The 25,807-nt window shown below is 51.3% G+C and carries 28 protein-coding genes; all 28 read left to right on the top strand.

All coding sequences use genetic code 11. From position 1 onward, the window contains the following. Positions 1 to 18 precede the first annotated feature (18 nt). Positions 19 to 2,220 carry a copper-translocating P-type ATPase gene (locus JW883_04125; GenBank protein ID MBN1841456.1) on the top strand — a complete coding sequence of 734 codons (2,202 nt, stop codon included), beginning with the start codon at positions 19 to 21 and terminating at the stop codon, positions 2,218 to 2,220. Between the two features lie 17 nt (positions 2,221 to 2,237). Continuing rightward, complete coding sequence (locus JW883_04120) at positions 2,238 to 2,399, top strand: rubredoxin (protein MBN1841455.1); 162 nt, start codon at positions 2,238 to 2,240, stop codon at positions 2,397 to 2,399. A 262-nt stretch (positions 2,400 to 2,661) separates the two neighbouring features. Beyond that, positions 2,662 to 2,841: a hypothetical protein gene (locus JW883_04115; GenBank protein ID MBN1841454.1), complete on the top strand. Its 180-nt coding sequence runs from the start codon at positions 2,662 to 2,664 to the stop codon at positions 2,839 to 2,841. A gap of 145 nt (positions 2,842 to 2,986) precedes the next feature. Further along, positions 2,987 to 4,045, top strand: coding sequence for an FAD-dependent oxidoreductase (locus JW883_04110; protein MBN1841453.1), 1,059 nt, complete (start codon positions 2,987 to 2,989; stop codon positions 4,043 to 4,045). Between the two features lie 9 nt (positions 4,046 to 4,054). After that, entirely contained in the window at positions 4,055 to 5,239 is a 1,185-nt protein-coding gene (locus JW883_04105) for an FprA family A-type flavoprotein (protein ID MBN1841452.1), read from the top strand. A 15-nt stretch (positions 5,240 to 5,254) separates the two neighbouring features. Continuing rightward, on the top strand, positions 5,255 to 5,449 hold the full coding sequence (locus JW883_04100; protein MBN1841451.1) for a ferredoxin: 195 nt from the start codon (positions 5,255 to 5,257) through the stop codon (positions 5,447 to 5,449). Positions 5,450 to 5,466: 17 nt separating this feature from the next. Beyond that, positions 5,467 to 5,814: a DsrE family protein gene (locus JW883_04095; protein ID MBN1841450.1), complete on the top strand. Its 348-nt coding sequence runs from the start codon at positions 5,467 to 5,469 to the stop codon at positions 5,812 to 5,814. 185 nt (positions 5,815 to 5,999) lie between these two features. Further along, complete coding sequence (locus JW883_04090) at positions 6,000 to 6,578, top strand: Fe-Mn family superoxide dismutase (protein ID MBN1841449.1); 579 nt, start codon at positions 6,000 to 6,002, stop codon at positions 6,576 to 6,578. A gap of 278 nt (positions 6,579 to 6,856) precedes the next feature. Then, entirely contained in the window at positions 6,857 to 7,093 is a 237-nt protein-coding gene (locus JW883_04085; GenBank protein MBN1841448.1) for a hypothetical protein, read from the top strand. Positions 7,094 to 7,395: 302 nt separating this feature from the next. Next, positions 7,396 to 8,235: a two pore domain potassium channel family protein gene (locus JW883_04080; protein ID MBN1841447.1), complete on the top strand. Its 840-nt coding sequence runs from the start codon at positions 7,396 to 7,398 to the stop codon at positions 8,233 to 8,235. 73 nt (positions 8,236 to 8,308) lie between these two features. Then, positions 8,309 to 8,461 (top strand): hypothetical protein, encoded by a 153-nt coding sequence (locus tag JW883_04075; GenBank protein ID MBN1841446.1) that lies wholly within the window; start codon positions 8,309 to 8,311, stop codon positions 8,459 to 8,461. Positions 8,462 to 8,571: 110 nt separating this feature from the next. Beyond that, the gene (locus tag JW883_04070) at positions 8,572 to 8,748 is read left to right on the top strand and encodes a hypothetical protein (GenBank protein ID MBN1841445.1); all 177 of its coding nucleotides are present in this window, start codon (positions 8,572 to 8,574) and stop codon (positions 8,746 to 8,748) included. 61 nt (positions 8,749 to 8,809) lie between these two features. Then, complete coding sequence (locus JW883_04065) at positions 8,810 to 8,995, top strand: hypothetical protein (GenBank protein ID MBN1841444.1); 186 nt, start codon at positions 8,810 to 8,812, stop codon at positions 8,993 to 8,995. A 139-nt stretch (positions 8,996 to 9,134) separates the two neighbouring features. Beyond that, positions 9,135 to 10,604, top strand: coding sequence for a hydroxylamine oxidase (locus JW883_04060; protein MBN1841443.1), 1,470 nt, complete (start codon positions 9,135 to 9,137; stop codon positions 10,602 to 10,604). Positions 10,605 to 10,642: 38 nt separating this feature from the next. Beyond that, positions 10,643 to 11,002 (top strand): DUF3365 domain-containing protein, encoded by a 360-nt coding sequence (locus JW883_04055; GenBank protein ID MBN1841442.1) that lies wholly within the window; start codon positions 10,643 to 10,645, stop codon positions 11,000 to 11,002. A 69-nt stretch (positions 11,003 to 11,071) separates the two neighbouring features. Continuing rightward, positions 11,072 to 12,109 (top strand): sulfur oxygenase reductase family protein, encoded by a 1,038-nt coding sequence (locus tag JW883_04050; protein ID MBN1841441.1) that lies wholly within the window; start codon positions 11,072 to 11,074, stop codon positions 12,107 to 12,109. Positions 12,110 to 12,161: 52 nt separating this feature from the next. Beyond that, the gene (locus JW883_04045; GenBank protein MBN1841440.1) at positions 12,162 to 12,680 is read left to right on the top strand and encodes a YeeE/YedE family protein; all 519 of its coding nucleotides are present in this window, start codon (positions 12,162 to 12,164) and stop codon (positions 12,678 to 12,680) included. Beyond that, positions 12,677 to 13,204: a YeeE/YedE family protein gene (locus JW883_04040; GenBank protein ID MBN1841439.1), complete on the top strand. Its 528-nt coding sequence runs from the start codon at positions 12,677 to 12,679 to the stop codon at positions 13,202 to 13,204. The genes JW883_04045 and JW883_04040 overlap by 4 nt, the downstream gene beginning before the upstream one ends. Before the next feature lie 13 nt (positions 13,205 to 13,217). After that, on the top strand, positions 13,218 to 15,926 hold the full coding sequence (locus tag JW883_04035; GenBank protein MBN1841438.1) for an HAD-IC family P-type ATPase: 2,709 nt from the start codon (positions 13,218 to 13,220) through the stop codon (positions 15,924 to 15,926). A gap of 351 nt (positions 15,927 to 16,277) precedes the next feature. Continuing rightward, positions 16,278 to 16,997: a peroxiredoxin gene (locus tag JW883_04030; GenBank protein ID MBN1841437.1), complete on the top strand. Its 720-nt coding sequence runs from the start codon at positions 16,278 to 16,280 to the stop codon at positions 16,995 to 16,997. Positions 16,998 to 17,072: 75 nt separating this feature from the next. Next, on the top strand, positions 17,073 to 18,449 hold the full coding sequence (locus JW883_04025) for a TolC family protein (GenBank protein MBN1841436.1): 1,377 nt from the start codon (positions 17,073 to 17,075) through the stop codon (positions 18,447 to 18,449). A 135-nt stretch (positions 18,450 to 18,584) separates the two neighbouring features. Beyond that, positions 18,585 to 19,748, top strand: a complete 1,164-nt coding sequence (locus JW883_04020; protein MBN1841435.1) for an efflux RND transporter periplasmic adaptor subunit — start codon at positions 18,585 to 18,587, stop codon at positions 19,746 to 19,748. Next, positions 19,745 to 22,996, top strand: coding sequence for an efflux RND transporter permease subunit (locus tag JW883_04015; protein ID MBN1841434.1), 3,252 nt, complete (start codon positions 19,745 to 19,747; stop codon positions 22,994 to 22,996). The genes JW883_04020 and JW883_04015 overlap by 4 nt, the downstream gene beginning before the upstream one ends. Positions 22,997 to 23,067: 71 nt before the next feature. Continuing rightward, complete coding sequence (locus JW883_04010) at positions 23,068 to 23,778, top strand: HEAT repeat domain-containing protein (protein MBN1841433.1); 711 nt, start codon at positions 23,068 to 23,070, stop codon at positions 23,776 to 23,778. A gap of 227 nt (positions 23,779 to 24,005) precedes the next feature. Next, positions 24,006 to 24,422: an Rrf2 family transcriptional regulator gene (locus JW883_04005; protein MBN1841432.1), complete on the top strand. Its 417-nt coding sequence runs from the start codon at positions 24,006 to 24,008 to the stop codon at positions 24,420 to 24,422. 4 nt (positions 24,423 to 24,426) lie between these two features. Further along, entirely contained in the window at positions 24,427 to 24,702 is a 276-nt protein-coding gene (locus JW883_04000; protein MBN1841431.1) for a hypothetical protein, read from the top strand. Between the two features lie 86 nt (positions 24,703 to 24,788). Continuing rightward, the gene (locus tag JW883_03995) at positions 24,789 to 25,442 is read left to right on the top strand and encodes an NAD(P)/FAD-dependent oxidoreductase (protein MBN1841430.1); all 654 of its coding nucleotides are present in this window, start codon (positions 24,789 to 24,791) and stop codon (positions 25,440 to 25,442) included. A 97-nt stretch (positions 25,443 to 25,539) separates the two neighbouring features. Then, a partial coding sequence (locus JW883_03990) for a cytochrome C (protein ID MBN1841429.1) occupies positions 25,540 to 25,807 on the top strand: 268 nt, incomplete at its 3' end.

Genomic DNA, 25,807 nt, shown 5'->3' with positions numbered 1-25,807 from the left:
ACCATTAGCGTCGGGGGGATGACCTGTGCGGCGTGCGTCCGGCGTGTGGAATTGGCCTTAAAAGCGATTGACGGCGTCAAGGATTCGAGCGTCAACCTTTCCACTGCCAGGGCCACTGTCATTCACGAACCTGGCTGGACCGGCGTGGAAGCGCTAAGACGGGTGGTCTCTGATGCCGGCTACGAATTTTTGGGCCTGCTTGGTGAAAGTCCAGAGGACCCGGTTGAGGCTGCCCATAAAAGAGAACTCAAAGAACTGAAAGTCAAATTCAGTGTTGGCGTGGTCCTAAGCATCGTTATCTTCATGGCTTCCATGCAAGACTGGTTTCCGTGGCTCCGGTCGATTCCTAGACACATTATGCTTTTTTGCCTTTTTGTGCTCACGACGCCCGTCGTATTCTGGGTCGGGAGCCGGTTTTATATCGGCGCTATTAAGGCCGCTAAGCAAAAGACCACAGACATGAACACCCTGGTAGCTGTGGGGGCTTTTTCTGCTTACCTCTATTCTGCTTTGGTCACCTTTTTGCCGCAGCTTTTTATTGGCGCTGGGATAGCTCCACACGTGTACTTTGACGGGGCAGCCATGATCATAACCCTCATCCTTCTGGGGCGCCTGCTGGAGGCCAAGGCCAAAGGAAAAACCTCCATGGCTATCAAAAGGCTGATGGGGCTTAAGCCAAAGACCGCGCGAATTATCCGGGATGGCAAGGAAATCGACATTCCTATTGAGGCCGTGATAAAAGGAGACCTGATCTTGGTACGGCCCGGTGAAAAGATCCCCACAGATGGGGTGATTGTTTCAGGATCATCTTCAATCGACGAATCCATGCTCACCGGAGAAAGCATTCCCGTGGCCAAAGAGGCGGGAGGCGATGTGTTTGCAGCTACCCTGAACAAGAGCGGGAGCTTCACCTTCAGGGCAACCAAAGTAGGAGCCGAGACAGCCCTTGCCCAAATCATCCGGCTGGTCGAAGAGGCTCAGGGGTCCAAGGCCCCCATTCAGCGGGTGGCAGACAAAGTGGCATCCATCTTTGTGCCTGTAGTTTTCGGTGTAGCAATGCTGACTTTCCTGGTCTGGTACTTTTTCGTACCCGAGCCGATCTTCAGCCGCGCCTTGCTTAATTTTGTCTCGGTCCTGATCATTGCCTGCCCATGTGCCATGGGCCTGGCAACACCTACCGCAGTGATGGTCGGAACGGGATTGGGGGCTGAAAATGGCATTTTGATCAAAGGCGGAGAAAGCCTGGAGAGGGCCTATAAACTAACCACCATTGTTTTTGACAAGACCGGCACCCTGACTAGGGGAGAACCGGAGGTTACGGACATATTGACCGAAGGAGACACAGAACAACACGATATCTTGAAAGTGGCTGTTTCTATTGAGGCCGTTTCTGAACACCCCCTGGCCCAGGCCATCATTGAAAAAGGCCGCCAGGAAGGATTGGAGCCTGAACGAGCGGAGGATTTTCAGGCCCTATCAGGCCTTGGGGCCAGGGCAGTCGTAAATGGCAAAAAATGCCTTCTGGGCAACCTGCGGCTCATGGAAAAAGAGGCCGTAGCAATGAACGGTTTCAACGAGAAGGCAAAAAGGGTTGCCAGTGATGGCAAGACGTGTGTTTTTGTGGCCGAGGCAGGCCGTGTTCTTGGCCTTATTGCCCTTTCAGACATACCCAAGGCGTCTGCACGGGCAACCGTTTCCAGGCTAAAGGAGATGGGTTTGAATGTCGCCATGATCACCGGAGATAATGAAAAAACAGCCCGAGCCGTTGCTGATGTAGTCGGCATCGATCAGATACTCGCCGAGGTGCTTCCAGGTGATAAGGCCGATGAGATAAGACGCCTGCAGGGCAAGGGTCAGGTCGTCGCTATGGTGGGAGACGGTATTAACGATGGGCCGGCTCTCACAACGGCCGACATCGGGATCGCCATCGGCGCCGGGACAGATGTAGCCATGGAAGCCAGCGATATCACCCTGATGAGAGATGATTTGCGATCGGTTCCTTCAGCCATCAAGCTTTCGTTTCAGACCATGAGAGTAATCAAACAGAACCTTTTCTGGGCATTCTTTTACAACACCCTGGGGATTCCCATTGCAGCCGGGGCATTGTATCCGTTCTTTGGGATCCTCTTGAATCCTGTCTTTGCAGCGGCCGCCATGGCCATGAGCTCGGTTTCTGTTGTGAGCAATTCATTGCGACTGCGTAAATTCCAGCTTGGGTAGAAAGGAGGTTAGAGATTATGGATCGGTATGTGTGTTCAGTCTGTGGGTATGTGTATGATCCGGTAGAGGGAGACCCGGACAATGGGATCGAGCCGGGAACGAAGTTTGAAGGCTTGCCGGATGATTGGACCTGTCCTGTGTGCGGGGCAGAAAAGGACCAGTTTGAAAAGGAAGGCTAGTCAACAAGCAAAAACCAGAAAAAGCTGAAAACAATCACGCCTCTTCCTAAGGCGCATGCCGCAAAACACGAAATCATATTTTTTTTGTTGGTTGCGGCGTTCGCCTTGGAAAGGGGGGTGCCCTCGTGATGAATTGTCTCTTTTTCGGTTCCGGCTTGTCCGGCTTACGGAGGAAATTGTCATGCCAGAAGAGGTAAAGATCTATACGACCCCGACGTGACCCTATTGCAAGAGAGCAAAGGAGTTCCTTTCGCAAAAGGGAATTGCGTTCACGGCCTATGACGTGACTAAGGACAAGGAAGCGCTGGCAGAAATGCGAAAAATATCCGGCGGCGCCCTCAGGGTGCCCGTGATAGCGGTGTGCAATGAAGTGATGGTGGGCTTTGACCAGACGCGTCTTGAACAGGCCGTGAGTTGCCTTAGCCAGAGCTCAGAGATCTAATAGTGTCGAGGAGACTATGGCAAGCGTAACCATTTATTTTACAGATGGATGCCCGTTTTGTGCCAAGGCAAAATCGTTCCTGGCAGAAAGAGGAATCAGTTATGAAGAAATTGAGGCCCGGCCAGGATCAAAAGCCTGGGAGAAGATGAGAGAAAAAACGGGCAGCAGTTCGGTCCCGCAGATCCTGATCGGGGATGAACCAGTAGGTGGATACAGTGATCTGGTTCATCTCGAAGCCACTGGTGAGTTGGATCAGAGACTGGGGGAGACTCTGGAAGGGCCGCTTTCTTGCCTCTATGATGTGATCATTATCGGTGGGGGACCGGCCGGACTGAGCGCTGCGATTTATGCGGCCAGAAAGATCCTCAAAACCCTCCTTGTGAGCAAAGACATTGGGGGCCAGGTAGCCTGGACCTACGATGTGGATAACTACCTTGGTTTTAGCCACATAGAGACGGTCGACCTTATCGCCAAGTTTGATGAACATGTTCAAAAGTACGGTGTAGAAGAGCTCGTAGGGGCTGAGGTGAAAGCCATAGAGCTGTTTGGAAAAATAAAGAACGTCATCACAAGTGCTGGGAAGACATATTTTACCAAGACGGTGATCATTGCCACCGGAAAGAGTCCCAGGCCGCTCAATGTACCGGGGGAAAAAGAATTGATCGGTATGGGGGTGACTTATTGCTCTACCTGCGATGCGCCATTATTTGCAGACCTTGATGTGGCAGTGGCGGGCGGTGGAAATTCGGCTCTTGAAGCTGTTATCGATCTGGTGAAGGTGGCCCGGAAGGTGTACATGGTCTCTTTTACGCCGTTAACTGGTGACCAGCTACTCCAGGACAAGGTTATAGCTTCGCCGAAGGTAGAGATTTTCACCGAATACGAGTTTCTCCGGATTGTGGGTAAATCGGCCGTTGAGGCCATTGAGATAGCGTCATTGAAAACCCGTGAGGTTAAAAAACGCGATGTGCAGGGAATCATCATAGAAATTGGGCTGCAGCCCAATTCCGAGTTGGTCCTGGATACCTTGAAGACGAATCGTATTGGAGAGATTGCGATAGATTCCAGGTGCCGTACAGGAGTCGCTGGGGTTTTTGCCTGCGGGGATGTGACGGATGTACCATTTAAACAAGTCATTGTGGCTGCCGGCGAAGGGGCCAAGGCTGCCCTGGCAGCCTCTGATTATCTCGTGACTCAGAGGTAGGGAGAAGAAATGAAACCAATAGAAATCGCAGAAGACATTTACTGGTTAGGCGTTATTGACTGGAATATCCGGAACATGCATGGTTATTCCACGCCCTATGGAACTACATACAATGCCTTTTTGATCGTGGACGAAAAGATTGCCCTGATTGACGCTGTGAAAAAAGAGTTTGCCGATGAATTGATCGATGGCATCAGTCAAATTGTCGAGCCAAAAAAGATCGAGTGTGTCATCAGCAACCACACGGAAATGGACCATTCAGGGGGCTTGCCAAGGGTGATGCACAGGCTAGGGGAGGACAAACCGCTGTATTGTTCAAAGATGGGTTTGAAGAATCTCTCCCGTCATTTCCGGCAGAAATGGAATTACCAGCCTGTGGAAAACGGAGGAGAATTGACCCTGGGAAAAAGGACCCTCACCTTTATGGAGACCCGAATGCTCCACTGGCCGGACAGCATGTTTACGTATGTTAAAGAAGACAAGATTCTCTTTTCCAGTGATGCATTCGGACAGCACTACGCAGGACTTGAAAGGTTTGACGACCAGGTTGGTGATGCCATCATGCCCCATGCCAAGAAATACTTTGCCAATATCTTACTCCTTTATTCCCCTCTAATTCTCAAATTAGTGGGCAAGGTTCAGGAGATGGGTCTATCCCTGGACATGATTTGCCCTGACCACGGTATCATTTGGCGGCATGACCCTTCAAGGATCATTAATGCCTACGTGGAATGGAGCACTCAGACACCTAGAAGAAAGGCAGTGGTCGTCTATGATAGCATGTGGCACAGCACTGAAACCATGGCAGAAGCGATTGTGGATGCGCTTGGCCAGGAAGGTGTGGATGCCAGACCCATGCACTTGAGACACTGTGACCGGAGCGACATTATGACAGAGGTCCTTGATGCGGGGGCAGTCATCGTCGGTTCCCCGACCCTAAACAACGGCCTTTTTCCTACTGTCAGTGATTTTCTTACCTACATGAAGGGCCTGAAGCCGAAAAACAAGATTGGGGCCGCCTTTGGTTCCTACGGCTGGAGCGGCGAGGCAGTCAAACTGATTAACAAGAAACTGGACGCGATGAAGTTCGAACTAATCGATCCGGGGGTGCAGATAAAATACGTCCCGAATGATCAAGGCATCGACGCGTGCCATCAGCTTGGCAAGAAGATAGCCCAGGCCCTTCCCAATTAAGGAGTGAGACAGGTAGTGAAGGTTCCAGTCATTGATCTGGGTGAATGCGTTTACTGTGAGGCCTGTTTGGAGCTGTGCCCCAGCGTATTTAGACGCAATGATGCGGGGTATATAGAGGTCGTTGACTTGGAGAAATATCCGGAGGAAGAGGTGGGGGAGGCCATTAAGAACTGCCCGGCTGACTGCATAGCCTGCTGGGAAGTGTCCTAGAACAAGGAGGTGTTTCGATGAAAAAGGTTGCCCTGTTTGCCTTTAATGGCGATGCCATGTGCTTTATCCATGTTCTGTTGAATGCCGTCGACATGAACGATAAAGGGTATGACGTCAAGATTATCGTTGAGGGTTCTGCCACCAAGCTGATCCCTGAACTGGGCAAGGATAATCACCCAATGTACCGCCTGTATGAGAAGGCCAAGGGTTTAGACCTGATTGATGGGGCTTGCAAGGCATGCTCCAACAAGATGGGCACCCTGGAAGGCGCAAAGGCCCAGGGGTTGAGGCTCTTAGACGAAATGTCCGGACATCCCAGCATGGCCCGGTACCTGGAAGAAGGTTTTGAGGTTATTACATTTTGAGAGGGCATTGGTTGAGTAGGTAAGTAGTATCTGAACGAAAACCTCTGGTTCCGAGCTGTCATTGCGAGGAGCGAGGAACGAACGACGAAGCAATCCCGTTATTTTCAGGAGATTGCTTCGGTCGTACCTCCCTCGCAATGACAGGAAAACTGTAATGCAGGGAGTTTTCGAAAGGAGGTAGCAAAATGGCTTATGAAGCAAAAGACTACAGCAGCCTGATCGGCATTAAAGGGTTCAGTGAAGCCTTGCTCAAGAATCATTTTACCCTCTATCAAGGCTATGTGGCGAATACCAACAAAGTCATGGGGTTGCTTGATGAGATGCTGAAAGCGGACAAAACAGGGACCCCGGGGTATGCTGAGCTGAAAAGACGCCTGGGCTGGGAGTTCAATGGTATGCGCCTCCATGAATACTATTTTGACAATCTAGGAGGACACGGCAGCCTTGACACAGGAGGAAAGCTTGCACACGAGATTAACGAAAATTTCGCTAACTATGCAAGCTGGCAGAAGGACTTCAAAGCGATCGGCGCAATGAGAGGCATTGGCTGGACAGTGCTCTATCAGGATTCTGTGACTCGCCGGCTGATCAACCTGTGGATTAATGAGCACGATGTGGGCCACCCTGCAGGTTGCAGACCTATTTTGGTGCTCGACGTCTTTGAACATGCCTTTATGTTAGACTATGGCCTCAAACGAGCCGATTATATCGATGCCTTTTTCAACAACATCGACTGGAACGAGGCGGGTAAGCGCCTGCTATAATTAAACGTCTCGGAATTTTTACAACCTATCGAACTTATAGGAGTTTTGTGAGGTCTGAGCTCTTGCCTCGCACTGGAATGATGGACACGAAGTGAAGCTTGCGCTCATGATGGAATGTTGGAATGATGGACACGAAGTGTAATGTTTTCAAGCCGTCAGGCGCAACCTGCGCGCTATGTTGTTTGTAAAAAGAAGTTTGCCATTAAAAGGTTTTACGTAAGCCATACACCCACCCTAACGACGATTTCTTTCAGCCCGGGGAACTTTACCGAAGGGTGATGACGGACGAGGATAGGGATCACTTGACCGGGAATATTGCAAACCACTTGGGCAATGCGAAAAAACGCATCCAGATGCGCCAGACAGTCGTCTTCTATAAGGCAGACCCTGAGTACGGCCGGCGGGTGGCCGAAGGGTTGGGACTGGATAAGAAGGAGGTTGAACGTTTGGCAGATATGTCTCAAGGGGAACGGGCCAACGCAACAGACCAAGGAACCTACGGCGATTCGAAATAGAGAAAAGCTCGTACCCAGGTGGTTACAGCTTTTCCCGGAGTGGCCTGTGAAGTGCGACCAGAATGGTTGGCAGTGGAAAGACTTTAGAAATTGTAGACATATTCTCGGGGGCTTCCAAAGCTAGCCATCTGGTCGGCCTAAGACCTGTTCCTTGATAAAAAATCCTATGTTTCAGCCATCAATCCGGTTTTCGCTCTCGAGATAATCAAAAGCAAGAAGTTAAAAAAGATTGCCGAGGAGGTTGCGGTAAAATTACAGAAGGTTATCGAGAAGATTGCAAAACGTGAATACTAAATAGAGCTATGGATACACTGGCATTTAGGTTACGAGTTTTTATTCTACTGTTGTTCATTATTATTATTGTCGGCACCTTCGGCTTCATGTTCATTGAAAGCTTATCACCAGCAGACGCCTTTTATTTTAGCATTGTCACCATCACCACGGTCGGGTACGGAGACATCCATCCGGCAACCCAGCTTGGTAAAATCCTAGCCGTTGTGTTGATTATTACCGGTGTAGGCACCTTCCTAGGGGTAGTTGCCAACGCTACAGAGATGTTGCTGAATAGGAGAGAGAAAAAGATCAGAGAGCAGAAATTGAACATGGTAGTCGGCATGTTTTTCAGCGAATTAGGCACCAAAATCCTATCTTATTTTACCGGATACGACCCCCAAGTGGATGTCATTAGAAAAAAACTCATTGTCAAAAGTGATTGGTCTGAAGAAGATTTTCTAGATGTAAAAGCCCTTCTTGACAAGTACCAATATGAGGTAGATCCGCAAAAGCTCAGACTGCAAGATTTGAAAAGTCTGCTCGAGCAAAATGGTTACTTCCTACTCACCTTGTGGGAAAATCCCAATTTGCTTGAGCAAGAAGCCTTTACGGAAACTCTTAGGGCAATTCTTCATATGAAGGAAGAACTCCTCCCCAGATGGTCCACGTTGGCCATCAGATGGCGATGGCTAACGAGAAGATTCGCGCTGATATGGTACACACCAACCACGGCTTTCGCGTTACCACAGCCGATGGTAAGAGCTACCGTGGGCGCTGCGTCATCTACTGTGCGGGTAAGGCCGCCGCCTTGGCGTGCCGGGAGAGCACCGGCTTATCGGCCACGGCATTGCGTTTTGCGCCACCTGTGACGCTCCACTTTACCGTGACAAGCGCGTCGCGGTGGCAGGAGGTGGCAACTCCGCTTTCACGGCCGCACGGGACATGCTCCATTATGCGCGAGAAATTCACATCATCAACATCATGGAAGACTTCCAGGCCGACCCGATTCTAATGGATGAAGTCAAACAGGCGCCACATGTCAAACTGCATCCGGCCATGCAGGTCGTGGCGATGCTCTATCTTTGGTTCGTGTAGGCGTACGTAACCAATGGTGGTGTCTCAAAGGGAATTAGCAGCATTCCAAAATTGCTTGGTTAGCTGGCTTCTCACTTCATAAAAAACGCTTAAAGACAAAAGGGGGGAAAATGGAAAAGAAACCAGAAATAACTGAATCAACGGCAACACAGTTTGTCCTGGTCAGAGACAAAGCCGGAAACGAGTTCATATGCAAGGTTGGTGACCTAAAGGACCCATCTGCTGTTTCTGAAGAGGAAAAAAGGAAATGTATTGAGAATGTCAGGGAGTATTGGGATTCCGTGTAACTGGACCGCGGCAGAGCTTCAGGGGAAAAAGGAGGCACGGCAAAAGGAAAGGAGGTAGTCTATGGAAGTAGTACCCTGGAGGCCCTTTAGGGAGCTGGGTACCGTTCGCAGGGAGATGGACGAACTTTGGAATAGGTTTTTCGGCGAAACCCGTTTTCCGAGAGTTTTTGCACGGGAATGGGTGCCGTCCGTAGATATTTCGGAAACAAAAGAAAATTTTGTAGCCGCAGTGGAGTTGCCTGGTTAAGTGGTCGTACATCGCACAAGCCAGCCTCTGGTGGGACAGATTGACCTCAAGTTTGCGGAAAAGGGTCTTCTCTGGATGGGCACTGGCTAACAGGATGTGAGTTCAGTAAGAAAGAGGAGGTGCTACGATGAAGAAGTGCATGTTTGCTATGCTGATGGTATTTCTTTTCGCCCAGACGGCCCTTGGGGCCAATGGCCGAATCAGCGAAGAGACCGGGACTTGTATTGAATGCCACACCTCGGAGCATCCGGGAATTGTGGCGAACTGGCAGAAGGGCCGCATGGCCAGGGTCACCCCCAGGGCAGCAAGGAGTATGATTTTAAAGAAGCGGCGGGTTTCGTTCGATGATGTGCCCAACAAACTGGCGCGTGTTGTCGTCGGGTGTGCAGAGTGTCACACCTTGAACCCCGAAAGGCATCAGGACACCTTTGAACACAACGGCTACCAGGTCCATGTGGTGGTGACCCCTGAGGATTGTGCTACCTGTCATCCCGTGGAAGCGGGACAATATCACAAAAACATCATGTCTCGTGCCTATGGAAACCTTCAGAACAATCCGGTGTACCGTGCCCTGGTAGACTCGGTGAACGGCATCCAGTCCTTTAGGGACATGAAGACGACCCAAAAGGCTCCGGATGCTGAGACTGATGCCGATTCTTGTTTTTACTGCCACGGTACGGTTGTTGAGGTTAAAGGTACAATGGCAAGAGACACGGCCCACGGTGAAATGTCGTTTCCTGTTCTTTCCGGCTTGCCCAATCAGGGCGTTGGGCGGATCAATCCTGACGGGAGTATGGGGTCTTGTGCTTCTTGTCATACACGACATCAATTTTCAATTGAAATGGCCAGAAAGCCTTATACCTGCTCTGAATGTCATAAGGGTCCTGATGTGCCGGCATATAAGGTGTATTCGGTTAGCAAACATGGAAACATCTATTCCGGCCTCGGGAAGGCTTGGAATTACAAGCCGGTTCCCTGGACCGTGGGAAAAGACTTCACGGCCCCCACCTGTGCCACCTGCCATGCGAGCCTCGTAGTTTCTGAAGAAGGCGAAGTACTGGCAGAGCGGACCCACCAGATGAATGATCGGCTCTCTTGGCGGATATTCGGGTTGATTTACGCCCATGCCCATCCCGACTCGCCGGATACTACGATTATCAAAAACAAGGCTGGATTGCCTTTGCCAACGGAGTTGACCGGAGAGCCTGTGACTCCCTTTTTGATCAACGCAAAGGAGCAGGCCAAGAGAAAAAAGACCATGCAGGGCGTTTGTGCTGCTTGCCACAGCCAAGGGTGGGTGGACGGACAGTTTGCCCGCCTTGAGAACACAATCAAGATTACGAACGAGATGACGCTGACCGCCACCAAGGTTCTCCTTTCGGCGTGGGAAAAGGGGGCCGCCAAAGGCCTTGCGCAGAAGGACAGCATCTTTAATGAGGCTATTGAGAAAAAATGGGTAGAACAGTGGCTCTTCTTTGCCAATTCAACCCGTTTTGCCTCTGCCATGGCCGGAGCCGACTATGGTGTTTTCGCCGATGGACGGTGGTATATGTCAAAAAACATTCAGGAGATGGTAGATTGGCTGGAATTTAAGGTGAAAAAATGGTGAGTTGGCGAAAGTGAAAACGAAAGTTTTGGATGGCGAACATGAACAAAGTAATATTTCTTATTTTGGTAACAGGCCTGTTATCTTCTGTGGCTCTGGCAGTCGATCAACAGGAACGCATCATTGCAAGCCGTTCGGTTGTCAAAGAGTTTGGGGGTGAACTCAAGAGCGAGTTGAAAAAGGTTATGCAAAGCGGTGGCCCTATTCAGGCTATTGACGTCTGCAAAAGGATTGCGCCGGAAATAGGTGCCCGCGTTTCAGAGGGGACAGGCTGGCTCGTCGGGCATAGAGCGCTCAAGGTACACAATCCGGCCAACACCCCAGATGCGTGGGAGCGAAGGGTACTGGAAGATTTTGAAAAACGTAGGGCCTCTGGGGAAAACCCCAAAAAGAAGGCATGACGTAGGAGCACTTGGCTAATGAGAATTGCTATTTTGATAAACCATAAACACGTTCAAGGGAGGTAAGCTATGTCAGAGAATGAAACAAGAATGGATCGCAGGAATTTCATGAAGATAGCTGCGTTGGCCGCCGGTGGCGCCAGCTTTGCGGCAGGATTGCCTTTCGCCCATGCACGTCAGACAACTGAAGAGCCTGATAGCCCTATCTATGCAGCACTGAACATGTCAAAAGTGTCCAACAACGAAGAAAGTTTCCGGTTGATGAAAAAGGTTGGGCCAAAAGTGTGTATCACAACGGCCACCCACCCGGGTTTTGTTGGTTTCCAGGCCAACATCCAGACCGGAATTCTCCCTCTTGCTGGTCGATTCGGTGGAGGAAAAGTCCACATGGAAAAGGAACTCAACCCTATTCGCAACTATCAGTATACCATGTGGAAGAGGTGGCAGGACCACGACGACTTTCATCAAAAGCAGTTTGACCGAGTCTTTGAACTGTGCGGGCGCTGTTTGTCCATGGTCATTGAGGGTCCATGGGAGCCGGTTTACAGGATCGTCAAAGCCAAGATGGCACCCATAAGGTCTATGGGCCAGATCACCGATCTTGCCACAGACATGCAGCAGCAAAAGGAATTCATCCGTTTTGCTACACCCCGTCGTTGTGTGGCCATGGCGGAGCATACCGTCAGACCTGGCAGAGAAAAGGCTTTTGAGGAGGGCGCTATTGCCACCATGGAGGCCGTGTCGGATTCGACCGGTTTTTTGGGATATATGATCCTTAAACAGATGGGCGTTTGCGCTCTGGGGAGCTTCATGATGGATCCGAAATCGATGGCACAATCCTTACAGACTTTGGGTGCAAATCCACCGAAAGATCCCAAGCCCTTATTCAAAACGCCTGAAGCCATGCCCAGCCCTCCGGAGTATTTGATTCACAGCGAATGGGATGCGGTCGAGATGGCACAGTTAGGTTTTGCCAAGGTGTTGGTCAACCACAGGATCAGAAAAATTCACGATGATGGGGTGATGGCGCACCTCATGAGAGGTCCTTACATCATGTTTTTCCAGCCCATAATGGAAGAACCAGGCTGGCGGTCCATGGTTGTCTAGGTGCGGCGGGATGGTCTCAAGTTAGCGTAAGGGGACGGCTCAAATGATACGTATGATGGAAGGCAAAGGCTGGAGCCCGTACCTAGCTGGGGCGCTGAGTGGCATGGTGTTCATCCTGTCTGTGTGGTTTGCAGGCAAGGTCATTGGCGCGTCAACCAGTTTTGTACGCTCGGCAGGCATGATCGAAAAGCGCTTCAATGCCGAGCGGGTAGCCAGGATGGATTATTTTGTCAAAAAGGTGCCAAAGATCGACTGGCAGTGGATGTTTGTAGCAGGAATTTTTGTCGGATCTTTGATTGCGTCGACAACCAGTGGTAGTTTCCAATGGAAGGCCCTGCCCGATATGTGGGAGGCGCGTTTTGGTCCGAGCCGGATCAAGCGAGGCCTTTGCGCCTTTACAGGTGGACTTGTAGCCATATTTGGAGCGCGTCTGGCCGGTGGCTGACCGAGCGGCCATGGGCTGGGCGGCTCGCTTCAGCTAGCAGTGAGTGGATACGTTGGCTTGATTTGCTTTTTTGTAGGTGGCATCATCGTTGCTCGTGCCCTTTATGGGAGAGGTGATCGCACATGAGAATACTGACTTACGGGCTGATAGCTGGCATTCTCTTTGGCTTTTTACTGCAAAAAGCCGGCGTCATCCGGTACGACAAGCAGCTTGGTGCAATGCGTCTTATGGATATGACTATCGTCAAGTTCATGCTCTCGAGCATCCTGGTTAGCATGGTAGGGGTTTACATACTTTTCGATCTTGGGTTAGCCAAACTTTCTGTCAAGCCTACCATCTTAGGAGGCAATATTGTTGGTGGACTCATCTTTGGGGGTGGCTGGGGATTGTTGGGCTATTGTCCCGGGACCGCGGTTGGTGCTCTAGGTGAAGGTCGATGGGATGGACTATGGGGTATCCTGGGAATGCTGGCCGGAGCAGCGCTCTTTGCAGAGGTGTATCCGAGCCTGAAGAAAACGGTCTTAACATGGGCAGATTTTGGCAAGATCACTGTGCCCGAGATACTCAGTCTGAACCACTGGGTCATTATCCCTATCTTTATTATGGGAGGACTAGCCCTTTTTCGATGGTTTGAGAAAAAAGGGCTTTGATTTTGGCCAGATAATGAACTGGTATCAACTTGACATCAAGAAAACATTTCGAGAACTGAGCGTCTCAGACGCAGGGCTCACGGAGAAAGAAGCCAGAGAGCGTTTTGCGCAGTACGGCCCGAACAAACTTGCCGAAGAAGAGAAGGTAAATAGACTACGAATTCTTATAGGCCAATTCGCAAGCCCGCTGATCTATATCCTGCTCATTGCTGCAATCGTGACAGCCATTTTTCGTGAGTATGTTGATACGGGTGTGATTGTGTCCGTTGTATTGCTGAATGCACTCATCGGTTATCTCCAGGAATATAAAGCAGAAGAAAGCGTCAAGGCCCTGCAAAAGATGGTGGTTCTCAAGGCACGGGTTCTCAGGAATGGCATGGAAAAGGAAATTCACAGCGAGGAACTGGTACCGGGGGACATTGTGTTGCTTACGTCCGGGCTCAAGGTGCCGGCGGACCTCAGGCTATTTAGTTCAAAAGAGTTGAGGATTGACGAGGCCATGCTCACAGGCGAATCCATCCCGGCCGAAAAGATGGTCGATGCACTCGATGAAAAAAACTTGACCCCAGGGGACCAAAGGAACATAGCCTTTATGGGTACTGTTGTAGTGAGCGGCAGGGCCAAAGGCCTTGTTGTGGAGAGCGGAGAAAGAACTGTCCTCGGGCAGATTGCCCGCGAAGTAAAGGAACTGTCGGTTACCAAGACACCCATTCAGGAGAAAATAGCAAGATTCGCAAAACTTATAGGTCTCATAGTCTCGGGTAGCGCCGTAGCGATATTCACAGTAGGGTTTATCCTGGGCGAAAAGACATCGGAGATGTTCATGACAGCTGTGGCAGCATCTGTTGCTGCCATCCCAGAGGGACTTCCCATTGTTGTGACTATCACCATGGCTGTAGGGATAAACAGGATGGCAAGGAGAAACGCCATCATCAGAAAGGTCCCTGCGGTCGAGACACTCGGTAGCACCACAGTCATATGCTCGGACAAGACAGGAACCCTTACAAAGAATGAGATGACTGTGAAGTTGATGTGTGATGGTGAACGCATATATGAGGTAACAGGAAACGGCTATGAACCGAAAGGAGAGTTTCTCCACGAAGGGCACATTGTTGATACTACAGCATCAAGCAACCTCCGTATGCTTCTCACGATAGGCCTGCTTTGCAATGAATCTGATATTTACGAAGAAGAGGGACAGTACAAGGTGGATGGCGATCCGACCGAGGGGGCCTTAATCGTATCTGCCATCAAGGGTGGTTTGAACCCAGAAGACGAACTGAAGCATTATCCACGTCTGGCCATGATTCCGTTTGAATCCGAACGGGGCTACATGGCCACCCTCCACAAGGACGGTGATAAGAAATTCATTTATGTAAAGGGCGCTCCGGAGCAGGTTATGAGTCTCTGCACAAAGTGTGCTGTGGGCCCAGGGTCCATAACCAAGCGGGTATTAGACCGAACAAGCCATTTTGGTACTGAGGCAATGAGGGTTCTTGCCATGGCCTACAAGGAGGCGCCAGATGATCTTATTGAATTGACTCACGATCATGTGGAGGGATACCTTACGCTTGCAGGTCTTCAGGGGATGATAGATCCGCCAAAGGCGGAAGCCGTTGATGCGGTGAAAGGGTGTCAAGACGCAGGCATCAGGGTGGTGATGATCACAGGCGATAATTCCGATACGGCCTCTGCCATTGGTAGGAGGCTGGGCATAACCATGGAGGGATTTGAGGTTTTAACAGGAAAAGAGCTGGAGGGAATGAGCGACGAACATCTCTTCGAGAGCGTCCAGAACGTTTCCGTCTTCGCGCGGGTTTCGCCGCAGCATAAATTAAGAGTGGTGCAGCAACTGATGAGGCACTGCGAGGTGGTCGCTGCCACGGGCGATGGTGTAAACGATGCACCAGCCTTGAAGGCCGCTCACATCGGTGTGGCAATGGGACGGTCAGGAACGGATGTGGCAAAAGAGGCTGCAGACATGCTGGTCATGGACGATAACTTTGCAAGCATCTTTAACGCAGTCGAAGAAGGGAGGGTCGTTTTTGAAAATATCAGAAAGGTCATTTTATTTCTCATCCCCACGGGTTTTGCCGCTATCCTCTCCATACTTGCCACGATGTTTCTTGGCGTACCCATCCCTTACGTGCCTGCCCAGCTTCTCTGGATCAACCTAGTGACCAACGGTCTCCAGGACGTGGCCCTTGCTTTTGAGCCGGGTGAAAAAGATATCATCAAGAAACCGCCCAGGCACCCCAGAGAAGGGATCATATCAAGGGCCATGATCGAGCGGAGTCTCCTTGTCGCCTTTGTGATATCCGCGGGCGTTGTGTACAACTACATTACAGCATTGAAGGGAGGGGCACCTCTTGAAGAGGCAAGAACCATGGCTGTAACAACCATGGTTTTCTTTCAGTTTTTCCAGGCATGGAACTCCCGGTCCGGACTGCAGTCTGTTTTCCGGATGAACGTATTCAGCAACCCATTTTTGCTTTACTCTTTGCTGGCTGCCCTCTTTGCGCAAGTGGCTCTGATACACGTCCCTACCCTTCAATGGATCTTCAGAACGGTACCTTTGACAGGTGGTGAGTGGCTGCAGACAGGCATCATTGCTATAACGGTTATCATTGCTGTTGAAGTAGATAAAGCGATTAGAAGATCAAGAAAGGGGGTTGAGACGCTGGACCGGACAGATTTCGGCGTATGTGATTTACCGGAATGATTTTGAGGAGCAAAGATTTTTTCAGCGTTGACAAAGAGTATGGTCGAAGAAAGGAGTTTGAGGAAAGGAGGAAAATTCGAGGTTATTACATTCTGATCAACTCGCAAAAAGTCGTCACTCCGGTGAAAGCCGGAGTCCAGAGCCTTTGTCACTAGCTGAATAAACTGGATTCCGGCTTTCGCCGGAATGACAGTCCGCCGGAGGCGGATTTCGACTTTTTACGAGTCCATCACATTCTAACGACTTAACAATTCAACTGCTCAACTATTTGACTACTCAACCGTCTGAAAATGACGGATGACAGGTGACAAATGGCAAGCGACTAATGGCCTATTCATGGGAGGTGATTTGATGGAAGATATGGACATTGGCTGTGGGAAACCAATGGGTGCAGCGGTTGGTGAGTCCGTAAAGGAGGAAGTTCATGAAAAAGACGAGGGAAAGACAAAGGGGGTAGCGATGACAGTAGCCAAAATAGGGGCCAAGGCTCCGGATTTTCAAGCTCCGGCATTTCACAAAGGCAAGTTCATACAGATGAAACTCTCAGACTATCTGGGAAAGTGGGTGGTCTTGTGCTTTTACCCTGGGGATTTTACGTTTGTCTGACCCACAGAGTTGGCGGCAGTTGCCACCAAATATAAGGAGCTGAAAAAACTGGGCGTTGAGTTGCTGGCGGCCAGCGTGGACAGTCATTTTGTGCACAAGATATGGCAGGAGGAAGAGCTCTCCAAGATGGTGAAAGGCGGAGTTCCCTTTCCTATGATCTCAGATGCTGCGGGAAAGATCGGTTCCGTCTACGGGGTTTATGACGAGGCCGCTGGCGTGAACGTCCGTGGCCGCTTTATTATTGATCCAGATGGGGTCATTCAGGCTGTTGAGATACTGGCCCCGCCAGTGGGTCGGAACGTGAGCGAGTTGATTCGACAAATCCAGGCCTTTCAACTGATCCGAAAGACCAAGGGTGCAGAAGCCACCCCATCGGGCTGGCAACCGGGCAGACCAACACTCAAACCCGGGCCCGACCTTGTGGGCAAGGTCTGGGAGGTGTGGACGACGGATCTGGCCTTCTGATGCCAATGAGAAAAATATGACGGTTTCCGCCAGGACACTGCTTTTTCTGGCGGAAGCTGTAAACGGAGTCTTTCTATGGCAAAATGTGTCCCAGGAATTAAGCTCTCGAGTGTCATCAGTTTATGTGTGTTGTTGAGCCTCGGGCACCCGCTGCTGGCTGCCCGGACTGAGATACCTGACACGCCCCTGACGTTGGGCGAAGCCATCAAGATGGGGCTCGCCAATAATCCACAGATAGCAGCGGTCAAGTCCAAGGTAGATGCCTCGATGGCGAGAGTTTCCCAGGCCCGTTCGGGTTTCTTTCCCAGGGTGGATATCAGTGAGTCTTTCAGCCGAATTACCAACCCTATGTGGGCCTTCGGTACCAAGCTCAACCAGGAAGTCATAACATCACGGGATTTTGACCCGCAAACGCTTAATGACCCGGAAGCGATAAACAATTTTGCAACCACGTTATCTGTCACCTTACCTCTTTACGACCGTGGGCAAAACTGGATCGGGTTGAGCCAAGCCAAGCTGAATCAAAAGGCCATCTCCCGGTTTGAGGATCGCATTCGTCAACAGGTCATTGTAGGTGTTGTAGTCTCCTATACGGCTGTTCTTCTTGCCCAGGAAAACCTGCGTGTGGTGGAGCAGACACTGGAGACGGCCAGGGCCCATTTCAAGATGGTAAGTTCACGTTTTCAGAGCGGGCTTGTAGTGAAAAGCGATCTGCTCCGGGCCGAGGTGCGCATTGCCGAACTTGAACAGGAGCGATTGGAAGCCGAGAGCCAGGTGGAGGTTGCCCGCGCGGCACTTAATGCGGCCATGGGGGTTGAGATTCGTCGCTCTTTTTACCTGGTAACCGAACTGGAGCGGGGGACGGAGCCACCAGGTTCTTTGGAAGTCTGGATCAGCAAATCCTTAGAGAATCGCCCGGACTTACAAGAGATACAATTTCAAGAATTGATGGCAGAGGAACAGGTTAAGAAGGCCAAAGCAGCACACCTTCCGGGCGTATATCTATCGGGAAGCTATGAGATCAATTCAGAAGATTTCAGTGAAACGGTCAATAATTACACCCTTGGCGCAGTGATGCGCTTCAATCTGTTCAGCGGGTTTGGCCTGCAGTCAAAAGTAAATGAGGCCGCAGCAAAGTTGCGCCAGACACAGGCTATGGCCCGGCTACTGGAACTCGGTGTCAGGGTGGAGACCAGGCAGGCCTTCTTCATGGCACAGAGCGCCTATCAGCGCATTGGGGTTGCCCGGGCAGCAGTGGCCCAAGCAGAGGAAGGATTACGTATCGTGCGTAACCGTTATGAGAGCGGCCTTTTTACCATTGTTAATCTGCTTGATGCCGAGGTGGCACTGCAACAGGCCCGTACCAATTACTTCCGGTCACTGCATGATTTCGAAGTGGGCATAGCCCGGTTGAATTTGGCCGCCGGGATAATAGATGAGGATTTTCGGTAAAGGTCAAAGCTGAAGGCTGAAAGCTGAAAGGAAAAAAGAGAATGTAGACAACGATTGCCCTGTCTTTACTTTGAGCCTTCAGCTTTGACCTTTCAGCCCATGCACACGACTAACTCGACCATAATGGAGCATGTCATGAAGCATCGATTCCTATCTCTCTTTGCCCTTTTCATACTTCTTTTCTCACTCGGATGCGGTGAGAAAACAGAACCGGGAACCACCTCGGAGTCACCTCCGGTGGTGAAAGATGTAGCTGTGGCAACCGCACGAATGACCGACCAGCCCCTCATTTATGGAGCCGTCGGTACGGTGCAGGCTGGCATTAAAAGTAATTTGGCCAGCAAGCTTTTGGGCACAATAGAGGCCGTTCAGGTCCGGGAAGGCGACCGCGTGAAAAAGGGAGATACCCTTCTCCTTATCGACGAGCGTCAGGTGAATGCCGGGCTCCGCAGAGCTGAAGCGAGTCTGTCTGAAGCCAGGAAGGGCTTGGCTGCAGCCAAATCTAACAGTGAAGTTGCCTGGGCTTCAGAAAAGCTCGCCCTTGCCACCTATGAACGATATTTGAACCTAAAGAGAGACGATTCCGTGAGCATGCAGGAATTTGATGAGGTTGAGGCCCGCTACCGCCAGGCAAAAGCGGGCCTCGGTCAGGCAGAGGCCATGGTGGGGGCAGCCGCTGCAAGAGTGACACAGGCTGAGGCCGCCGTGGCCACAGCCTGTGTCAGCAAAAAGGATGCTGTGATTATTGCTCCCCACGATGGTATCATCACTGGGAAAATGGTTGACAAAGGTGATCTCGCAAAACCCGGGACCCCGCTGCTGACCTTAGAGACCACCCGTGGCTTTTGTATAGATGTGGTACTACCAGAGACATATATTGGCTACGCGGAGCCGGGGCAGAAGGTATCAGTGAGAGTGCCCGCACTTAAGACCGGACCTCTGGAGGGAAGTGTGTGTACCATGGTGCCCAGTGCAGACGCCAGAAGCCGCTCCTTTATTGTCAAGATTAGGCTGCCCATAGATCGAAAGGTCACATCCGGTCTCTTCGCACGGGCAGAAATCCCAGTGGGCCGTAACAAGAAGCTTCTGATAGCCCAAAAGGGAGTAGTTAGGCGCGGACAACTCACCGGCATCTACGTGGTGGACACTGAAGGGATAGCACATTTCCGTCTCATTCGTCTTGGAAAGACCTTCGGTGATTCTGTAGAAGTCCTGTCAGGACTCAAGGATGGAGACCGTTACGTTAAAAACCTACATTCGAGACTTGAGGACGGGGCCCGCGTGGAGACAACACCATGAAGCATGACATGGGGGCAGCAGGAAAAATCGCGAGGTTTTTCATAGATTCCAAGCTCACCCCTCTAATCATTGTAGCCTCCATCATCTTGGGCATGGCTGCTGTTTATGCCCTCCCCAGGGAGGAAGAGCCCCAGATCATTGTCCCGATGATTGATATATTCGCGCAGATGCCGGGGGCAAGCGCAAAAGAAGTAGAAGAGCGTGTCACCAAGCCCATGGAAAAACTGGTGTGGGAGATTCCCGGGGTGGAGTATATCTATTCCACCTCAAGCCCTGGGATGTCCATGGCGGTGGTCCGTTTTTTTGTAGGAGAAAACGAGGAACACGCCATCGTCAGGCTCCAGTCAAAACTGCTGGCCAATTCCGACCGGATCCCTTGTTGCGCCACCCCACCCCTGGTCAAGCCACGCTATATCGACGACGTTCCCATCCTTGCCATGACCTTTTGGGGAGAAGATGTAGACCATTACACGTTACGCAGGGTTGTAGCCGAGGTGGAAGATCTGGTAAAGCGCGAGGACAATGCCTCCATCACCAAGATCATTGGCGGTTACCGAAGACAGGTGGCAGTGCGCCTCGATCCGGTGCGTCTCGCAGCATTCCACCTGACCCCCGGCGCCATCGTTGACATGTTGTGTGCTGCCAACCAGGAATCGGAGATCGGAAGCTTCCCATCAATGGACGGCGAAATCCTGGTGCATACACGCGGCTACTTGACTGATGTAGAGGATGTGAGCCGGGTGGTGGTGGCGATCTATGAGGGCAGGCCCGTCTACTTAGGAGATGTAGCAACCATCGAGGACGGTCCTGAAGAGCCGGACCAATATGTCTTTCTTGGAACAGGACCTGCGGCCCCGGATAAGGGTAAGGGTATTGTTGCGGCTCCCTCGCCCCAGGGTGTCTATCCTGCCGCAACCCTTACCGTTGCCAAGCGAAAGGGGGTCAACGCCATTACTGTGGCCGAAAAGATCTTGCGCCGGGTAGAAGAGAGCCGGGGCGTGGTCATCCCTGAAAACATACACATGACAGTGACACGCCATTACGGCGAGACGGCCAAGGAAAAGTCTGACGAGCTTCTGCTTCATATGTTCATTGCGGTTTTCTCAGTCACGCTCCTGATATGGTTCGCCCTTGGCCTTCGTGAATCAGGTGTGGTGGCCCTGGCCATTCCGGTGACTCTGGCTCTGACCCTTACTGTTTTTTATCTTTATGGCTATACGCTGAATCGTATCACCTTGTTTGCCCTGATCTTTTCCATAGGTATTCTTGTGGATGATGCAATCGTTGTGGTGGAAAATGTGGTTCGCCACTTTCGTCTTTCCGAAAACAAGGATCGCCCCTTTCTGGAAGTGGCTATTGAGGCAGTGGATGAGGTGGGAAATCCTACCATTCTTGCAACCCTTGCCGTGATTGCCGCCATTCTGCCTATGGCCTTTGTGGGCGGCCTTATGGGACCCTACATGCGGCCTATTCCCATGGGCGCCTCGGCTGCCATGGTCTTTTCCATCTTGGTGGCCTTTGTTGTTACACCGTGGGCATCCGTTCGTTTCTTGAAGCACAAAGAAAATGGCGATCCCAAAGAGCATGGCGAAAGGGAGGACTGGTCGGTGAAGCTCTATCGCCGGATCATGACCCCTCTTATTGAAGCGCCTCTCTGGCGTTGGCTTTTTTTGATGGGCGTCGTGGCGCTGCTTGTGGCTTCCTGCGCCCTCATCGGATTGGGCTGGGTGCGTGTCAAGATGCTTCCCTTTGATAATAAGAGCGAGTGTCAGGTGATTATTGATATGCCGGAATCCGCCACGTTAGAGGAGACATCGGCAGCAGCCCTAGAGATGGGCAATTTCTTGAAGACCGTGAACGAGGTCGTGGATTATGAAATCTATATCGGCACTGCCTCGCCCTTTAACTTCAACGGCCTGGTACGCCACTACTATCTGCGGCAAGGCTCAAACGTTGCTGACATCCAGGTGAATCTCGTACACAAGCACCACCGCAAGGCCCAAAGCCACGATATTGCAAAGCGGGTGCGGCCAGGCCTAAAACGGATTGCCGACAGGTTTGGGGCCCGCGTCAAAGTGGCCGAGGTCCCCCCTGGACCTCCGGTGCTATCCACCCTGGTGGCAGAGATCTACGGCCCGGACTATGAGCGCCAGCGCGAAATTGCCAGAGAAGTGATGAAAATCTTTGAAGAGACCCCTGGGGTAGTGGACACGGACTGGTACATGGAAGATAGGCAAACCCGTGTCGATTTTGTCCTTGATAAGGAAAAGGCGGCCCTCCACGGAATCAGCGCCGCCCAGATCAACCAGGCCCTTAAGCTGGCCCTGAAGGGGATGTCGGTGGGTCTGCTCCATCAGCCCCGTGAGAAAGAGGACGTGCCTATAGTGCTCCGCCTGCCACTGGCCGATCGGGCCGGAATCGAGCGATTGGAGGCCATGAAGGTCTCCTCTGCTGATGGCCACCTGGTGGCCCTTTCCGACCTCGTATCTCCCCATGAAACGGATCTGGACCGCAGCATCTATCATAAAAACCTGATGCCGGTTGTCTACGTTACCGGTGATGTAGCTGGGGTCAAGGAGAGTCCGGTGTATGCCATTTTGGAGATGCGCAAGAAGATTGATGCCATCTCCCTGCCAGAGGGATATGGAATCGTCCAGCATACGGCCCACATCCCAGACAGCAACAAACGAATAGCCATGAAATGGGACGGCGAATGGCACATCACCTATGAGGTATTCCGCGATCTGGGTATCGCCTTCGGGGTGGTCCTGGTGCTCATCTTTGTCCTTGTGGTGGGATGGTTCCAGTCCCTTAGTACGCCGCTGGTCATCATGGCGGCAATCCCTTTCTCTCTGATAGGGATCCTGCCTGCCCATGGTCTTATGGGCGCATTCTTTACGGCAACTTCCATGATCGGTTTCATCGCAGGCGCCGGCATTGTAGTGCGAAACTCCATTATCCTGGTGGACTTCATCGAGCTGCGCCTCAAACAGGGCATGCCGCTGGACAAGGCTGTCATCGATGCCGGAGCCGTCCGGTTCCGTCCCATGATGCTCACGGCTGCGGCCGTTGTTGTGGCCGCCTCGGTCATACTCTTTGACCCGATCTTCCAGGGCCTTGCCATATCGCTCATGGCCGGAGAAGTGGCATCACTTCTGCTTTCACGGATGACTGTGCCCGTACTATATTATCTGGACAAGCGATGGGAGTTTGGGCAGAGACGGTTGAGTGGTCGAATGGTTGAGTAGTTGAGTCGTTTGTCAATCGTCCTGGAGGTGTCGAAAACTGATCTGGCCTTTTAACGGTTGCAGGAGACGCGATGAGTACTGAAAAACAGAGCTACCGGGATCTGAAACGAAAGGCCTTGGCCGTGCTCCGATCGGACAATTTTGGCCAGAGACTAAACGAGCTGTGCCATCTGCCTGCCCGCCAGGTGATCAACCCACTTTTTTCGTTTCTTCTCAGCAATGATGAGCAAATTAAATGGCGGGCCATCACAGCCATGGGTGCAGTCGTGGCAAATCTTGCTGACGAAGATATGGAATCGGCCCGTGTGATCATGCGCCGCCTTATGTGGAGCTTAAATGATGAATCCGGGGGCATCGGTTGGGGCGCTCCCGAGGCCATGGGTGAGATCATTGCTTCTCATGAAGGTCTTGCAAAGGAATATGCAGCGGTCCTGATCTCTTACGTCTGGGAAGAGGGAAATTTCCTGGAGTACGAGATGTTGCAGAGAGGCGCTGTGTGGGGCGTTGGAAGGGTGGCCCAGGCGAGACCCGAGTTGGTGCAAGATGCCCGCCACTATCTCCTGCCACATCTGACATCTGCAGACGCTACACTCAGAGGTCTTACGGCTTGGACAATGGGTTTGCTTGGAGCTGAGGCCGCCCGCTGTCAGCTTGAAGCGCTTTTGGGAGACAATGCAGAGATCTTTTTGTATTTGGATCGCTCCTTGGTGTGCCGTCGGGTGAGTCATTTGGCCAAAAAAGCCTTGGACGGCATAGATGGAAAGGGAGAATTGTTGCCATGAAAAGACAAGTCAAGATCATCTGGAACATACGACCGAAGAAATTGAAGAGCTTTCTCAAGAGCGATGAAACCTCAATCACTGTCAAGTTCATCTGTTGCATACAAGATTTCTCGCTACGCTCGAAATGACAAAATGTTAGACCCTACACTTAAAGATCTTGACGATGACCTAAAAGTGATATATAGGTATTTAAATACCTGAATACGCAAATATAGAATGAATTGCCTATGTCAAACGTAATACGAATATCCGAAGCTGCTTCCGTGGCCATGCATGCAATGGTTTTTCTTGCCAGCGAATCGGGTCGGGTGGTGCCGAGCAAGGAGATTGCCTCCATGCTCGGAAGCTCGGAAGCTCACCTCGCTAAGATCCTGCAGCGGCTGGCCAAGGCAGGATTGGTCAGCTCCACGCGAGGCCCCAAAGGCGGCTTTGTCCTTAAACGGCCTGCCAGGGAGATCAGCCTGCTGGAAGTCTACGAAGCTATTGAAGGTCAGCTTGAGGAGACGAAGTGTCTTCTTGGCCGGCCTATTTGTCACGGAGGGAAGTGCATCTTCGGAGATCTGCTCAAGCAAATCGATCAGCGGACCAAGAGATACCTTACAAAAAACAAACTTTCGCATTTGGCAAGCGTGTTTAAGGGATGACATCATGGCCAAAACTATGTGCCCAGGGCAAGACACCATGTTTTGGACGCCTGGAGATATTTTTGAGATACCCTGTGCAGAGTGCGGTTTTTTCGTGGAGTTTTTCAAAGACGACGCTAAACGTCGCTGTCCACGCTGTGGTCACCAGATACGAAACCCCAAACTCAACGTTGGCTGCGCCCAGTGGTGCGAGCACGCCATAGATTGCCTCGGATTCGATCCAAAGGAATCCGTGCGATTGACTGACAAAGAGGAAAAGGCCTTGAAAAGAAAATGTTAACTGATTCCGGCAGGCGGTTGGCCCGTGAGGTCTTGTTTGGGCAGGAAAGGTGAAGACAAAGATTATTGAAATCAAGGAGGACAATCATGCCTGATAGACCAAAAGGAGCTATCATTCAACGAGACAAGAAGACCTATGGAGTCGTACCCAGAATGCCCTTGGGCATTGTGACGCCCGGTACGTTGGAAACCATAGCCAACGTAGTGCGCAAATATGAGATCCCCATCATCAAGATTACATCAGCCCAACGCATGGCATTGGTTGGAATGAAACCGGAAGTCGTTGATGATGTCTGGCGAGATCTGGGCATAGACGTGGGACCGGCCGTCGAATTGTGCGTTCATTATGTACAAGCTTGTCCTGGGAATAGTTTGTGTAAGTTAGGTGTGCAGGACTCGCTGGGATTGGGAGGTAAACTGGAAAACCTTTTCGTGGGCATGGATCTACCTGCAAAGGCCAAAATCGGCATATCAGGCTGTTCCATGAACTGTGGCGAGAGCTACATGCGAGACTTTGGCGCCTTTGGCAAGAAGTCAGGATGGACAGTGATCTTCGGGGGTAATGCTGCGCGTAAGCCCCGAATTGGAGATGTGATTGCGGAAGACCTGACCAACGAGGAGGTGATCGAATTAGCCAGGAAATGTTTTGAGTACTATGCGGCCAACGGTAAGAAGAAGGAAAGAACCGCTCGATTCATCGAGCGCATTAGCATTGAGGAATTCAAGAAGGCAGTTCTTTGATGCTTTTTTTCATCCATTTATCATCATGCCTGGTGTATTGGTCCGTTCCATGTGAAATTCGGATTTCCGGTCAATCTCGGTTATCAGGAGGTGCGTTATGAAGAAAAAGTTGTCCGTCTTACTAGGGTGCCTAATTGCCACCATGTGTTTCACGAGCTTGGCAATGGGAGCTGAAGATGCCTGTATCACCTGTCACAAGAAGATTTCTCCGGGACAGGTAGCTGACTGGGAGTCCAGCAGGCACAGCAAGGAAGAGGTGACGTGTTCCGTGTGCCATGGTGACAAGCACAAAGGAGCAAAAGACGCCGATCTTGCAGAGCTTCCCGATGAAAGCGTGTGCGCCGAGTGCCACGAGGACCAGTTTG

The sequence above is a fragment of the Deltaproteobacteria bacterium genome, from assembly GCA_016930875.1.
GTDB lineage: Bacteria > Desulfobacterota > Desulfobacteria > Desulfobacterales.
Note: the sequence above shows the minus strand (reverse complement) of the source record. Positions and strands in the feature narration are given on the sequence as shown.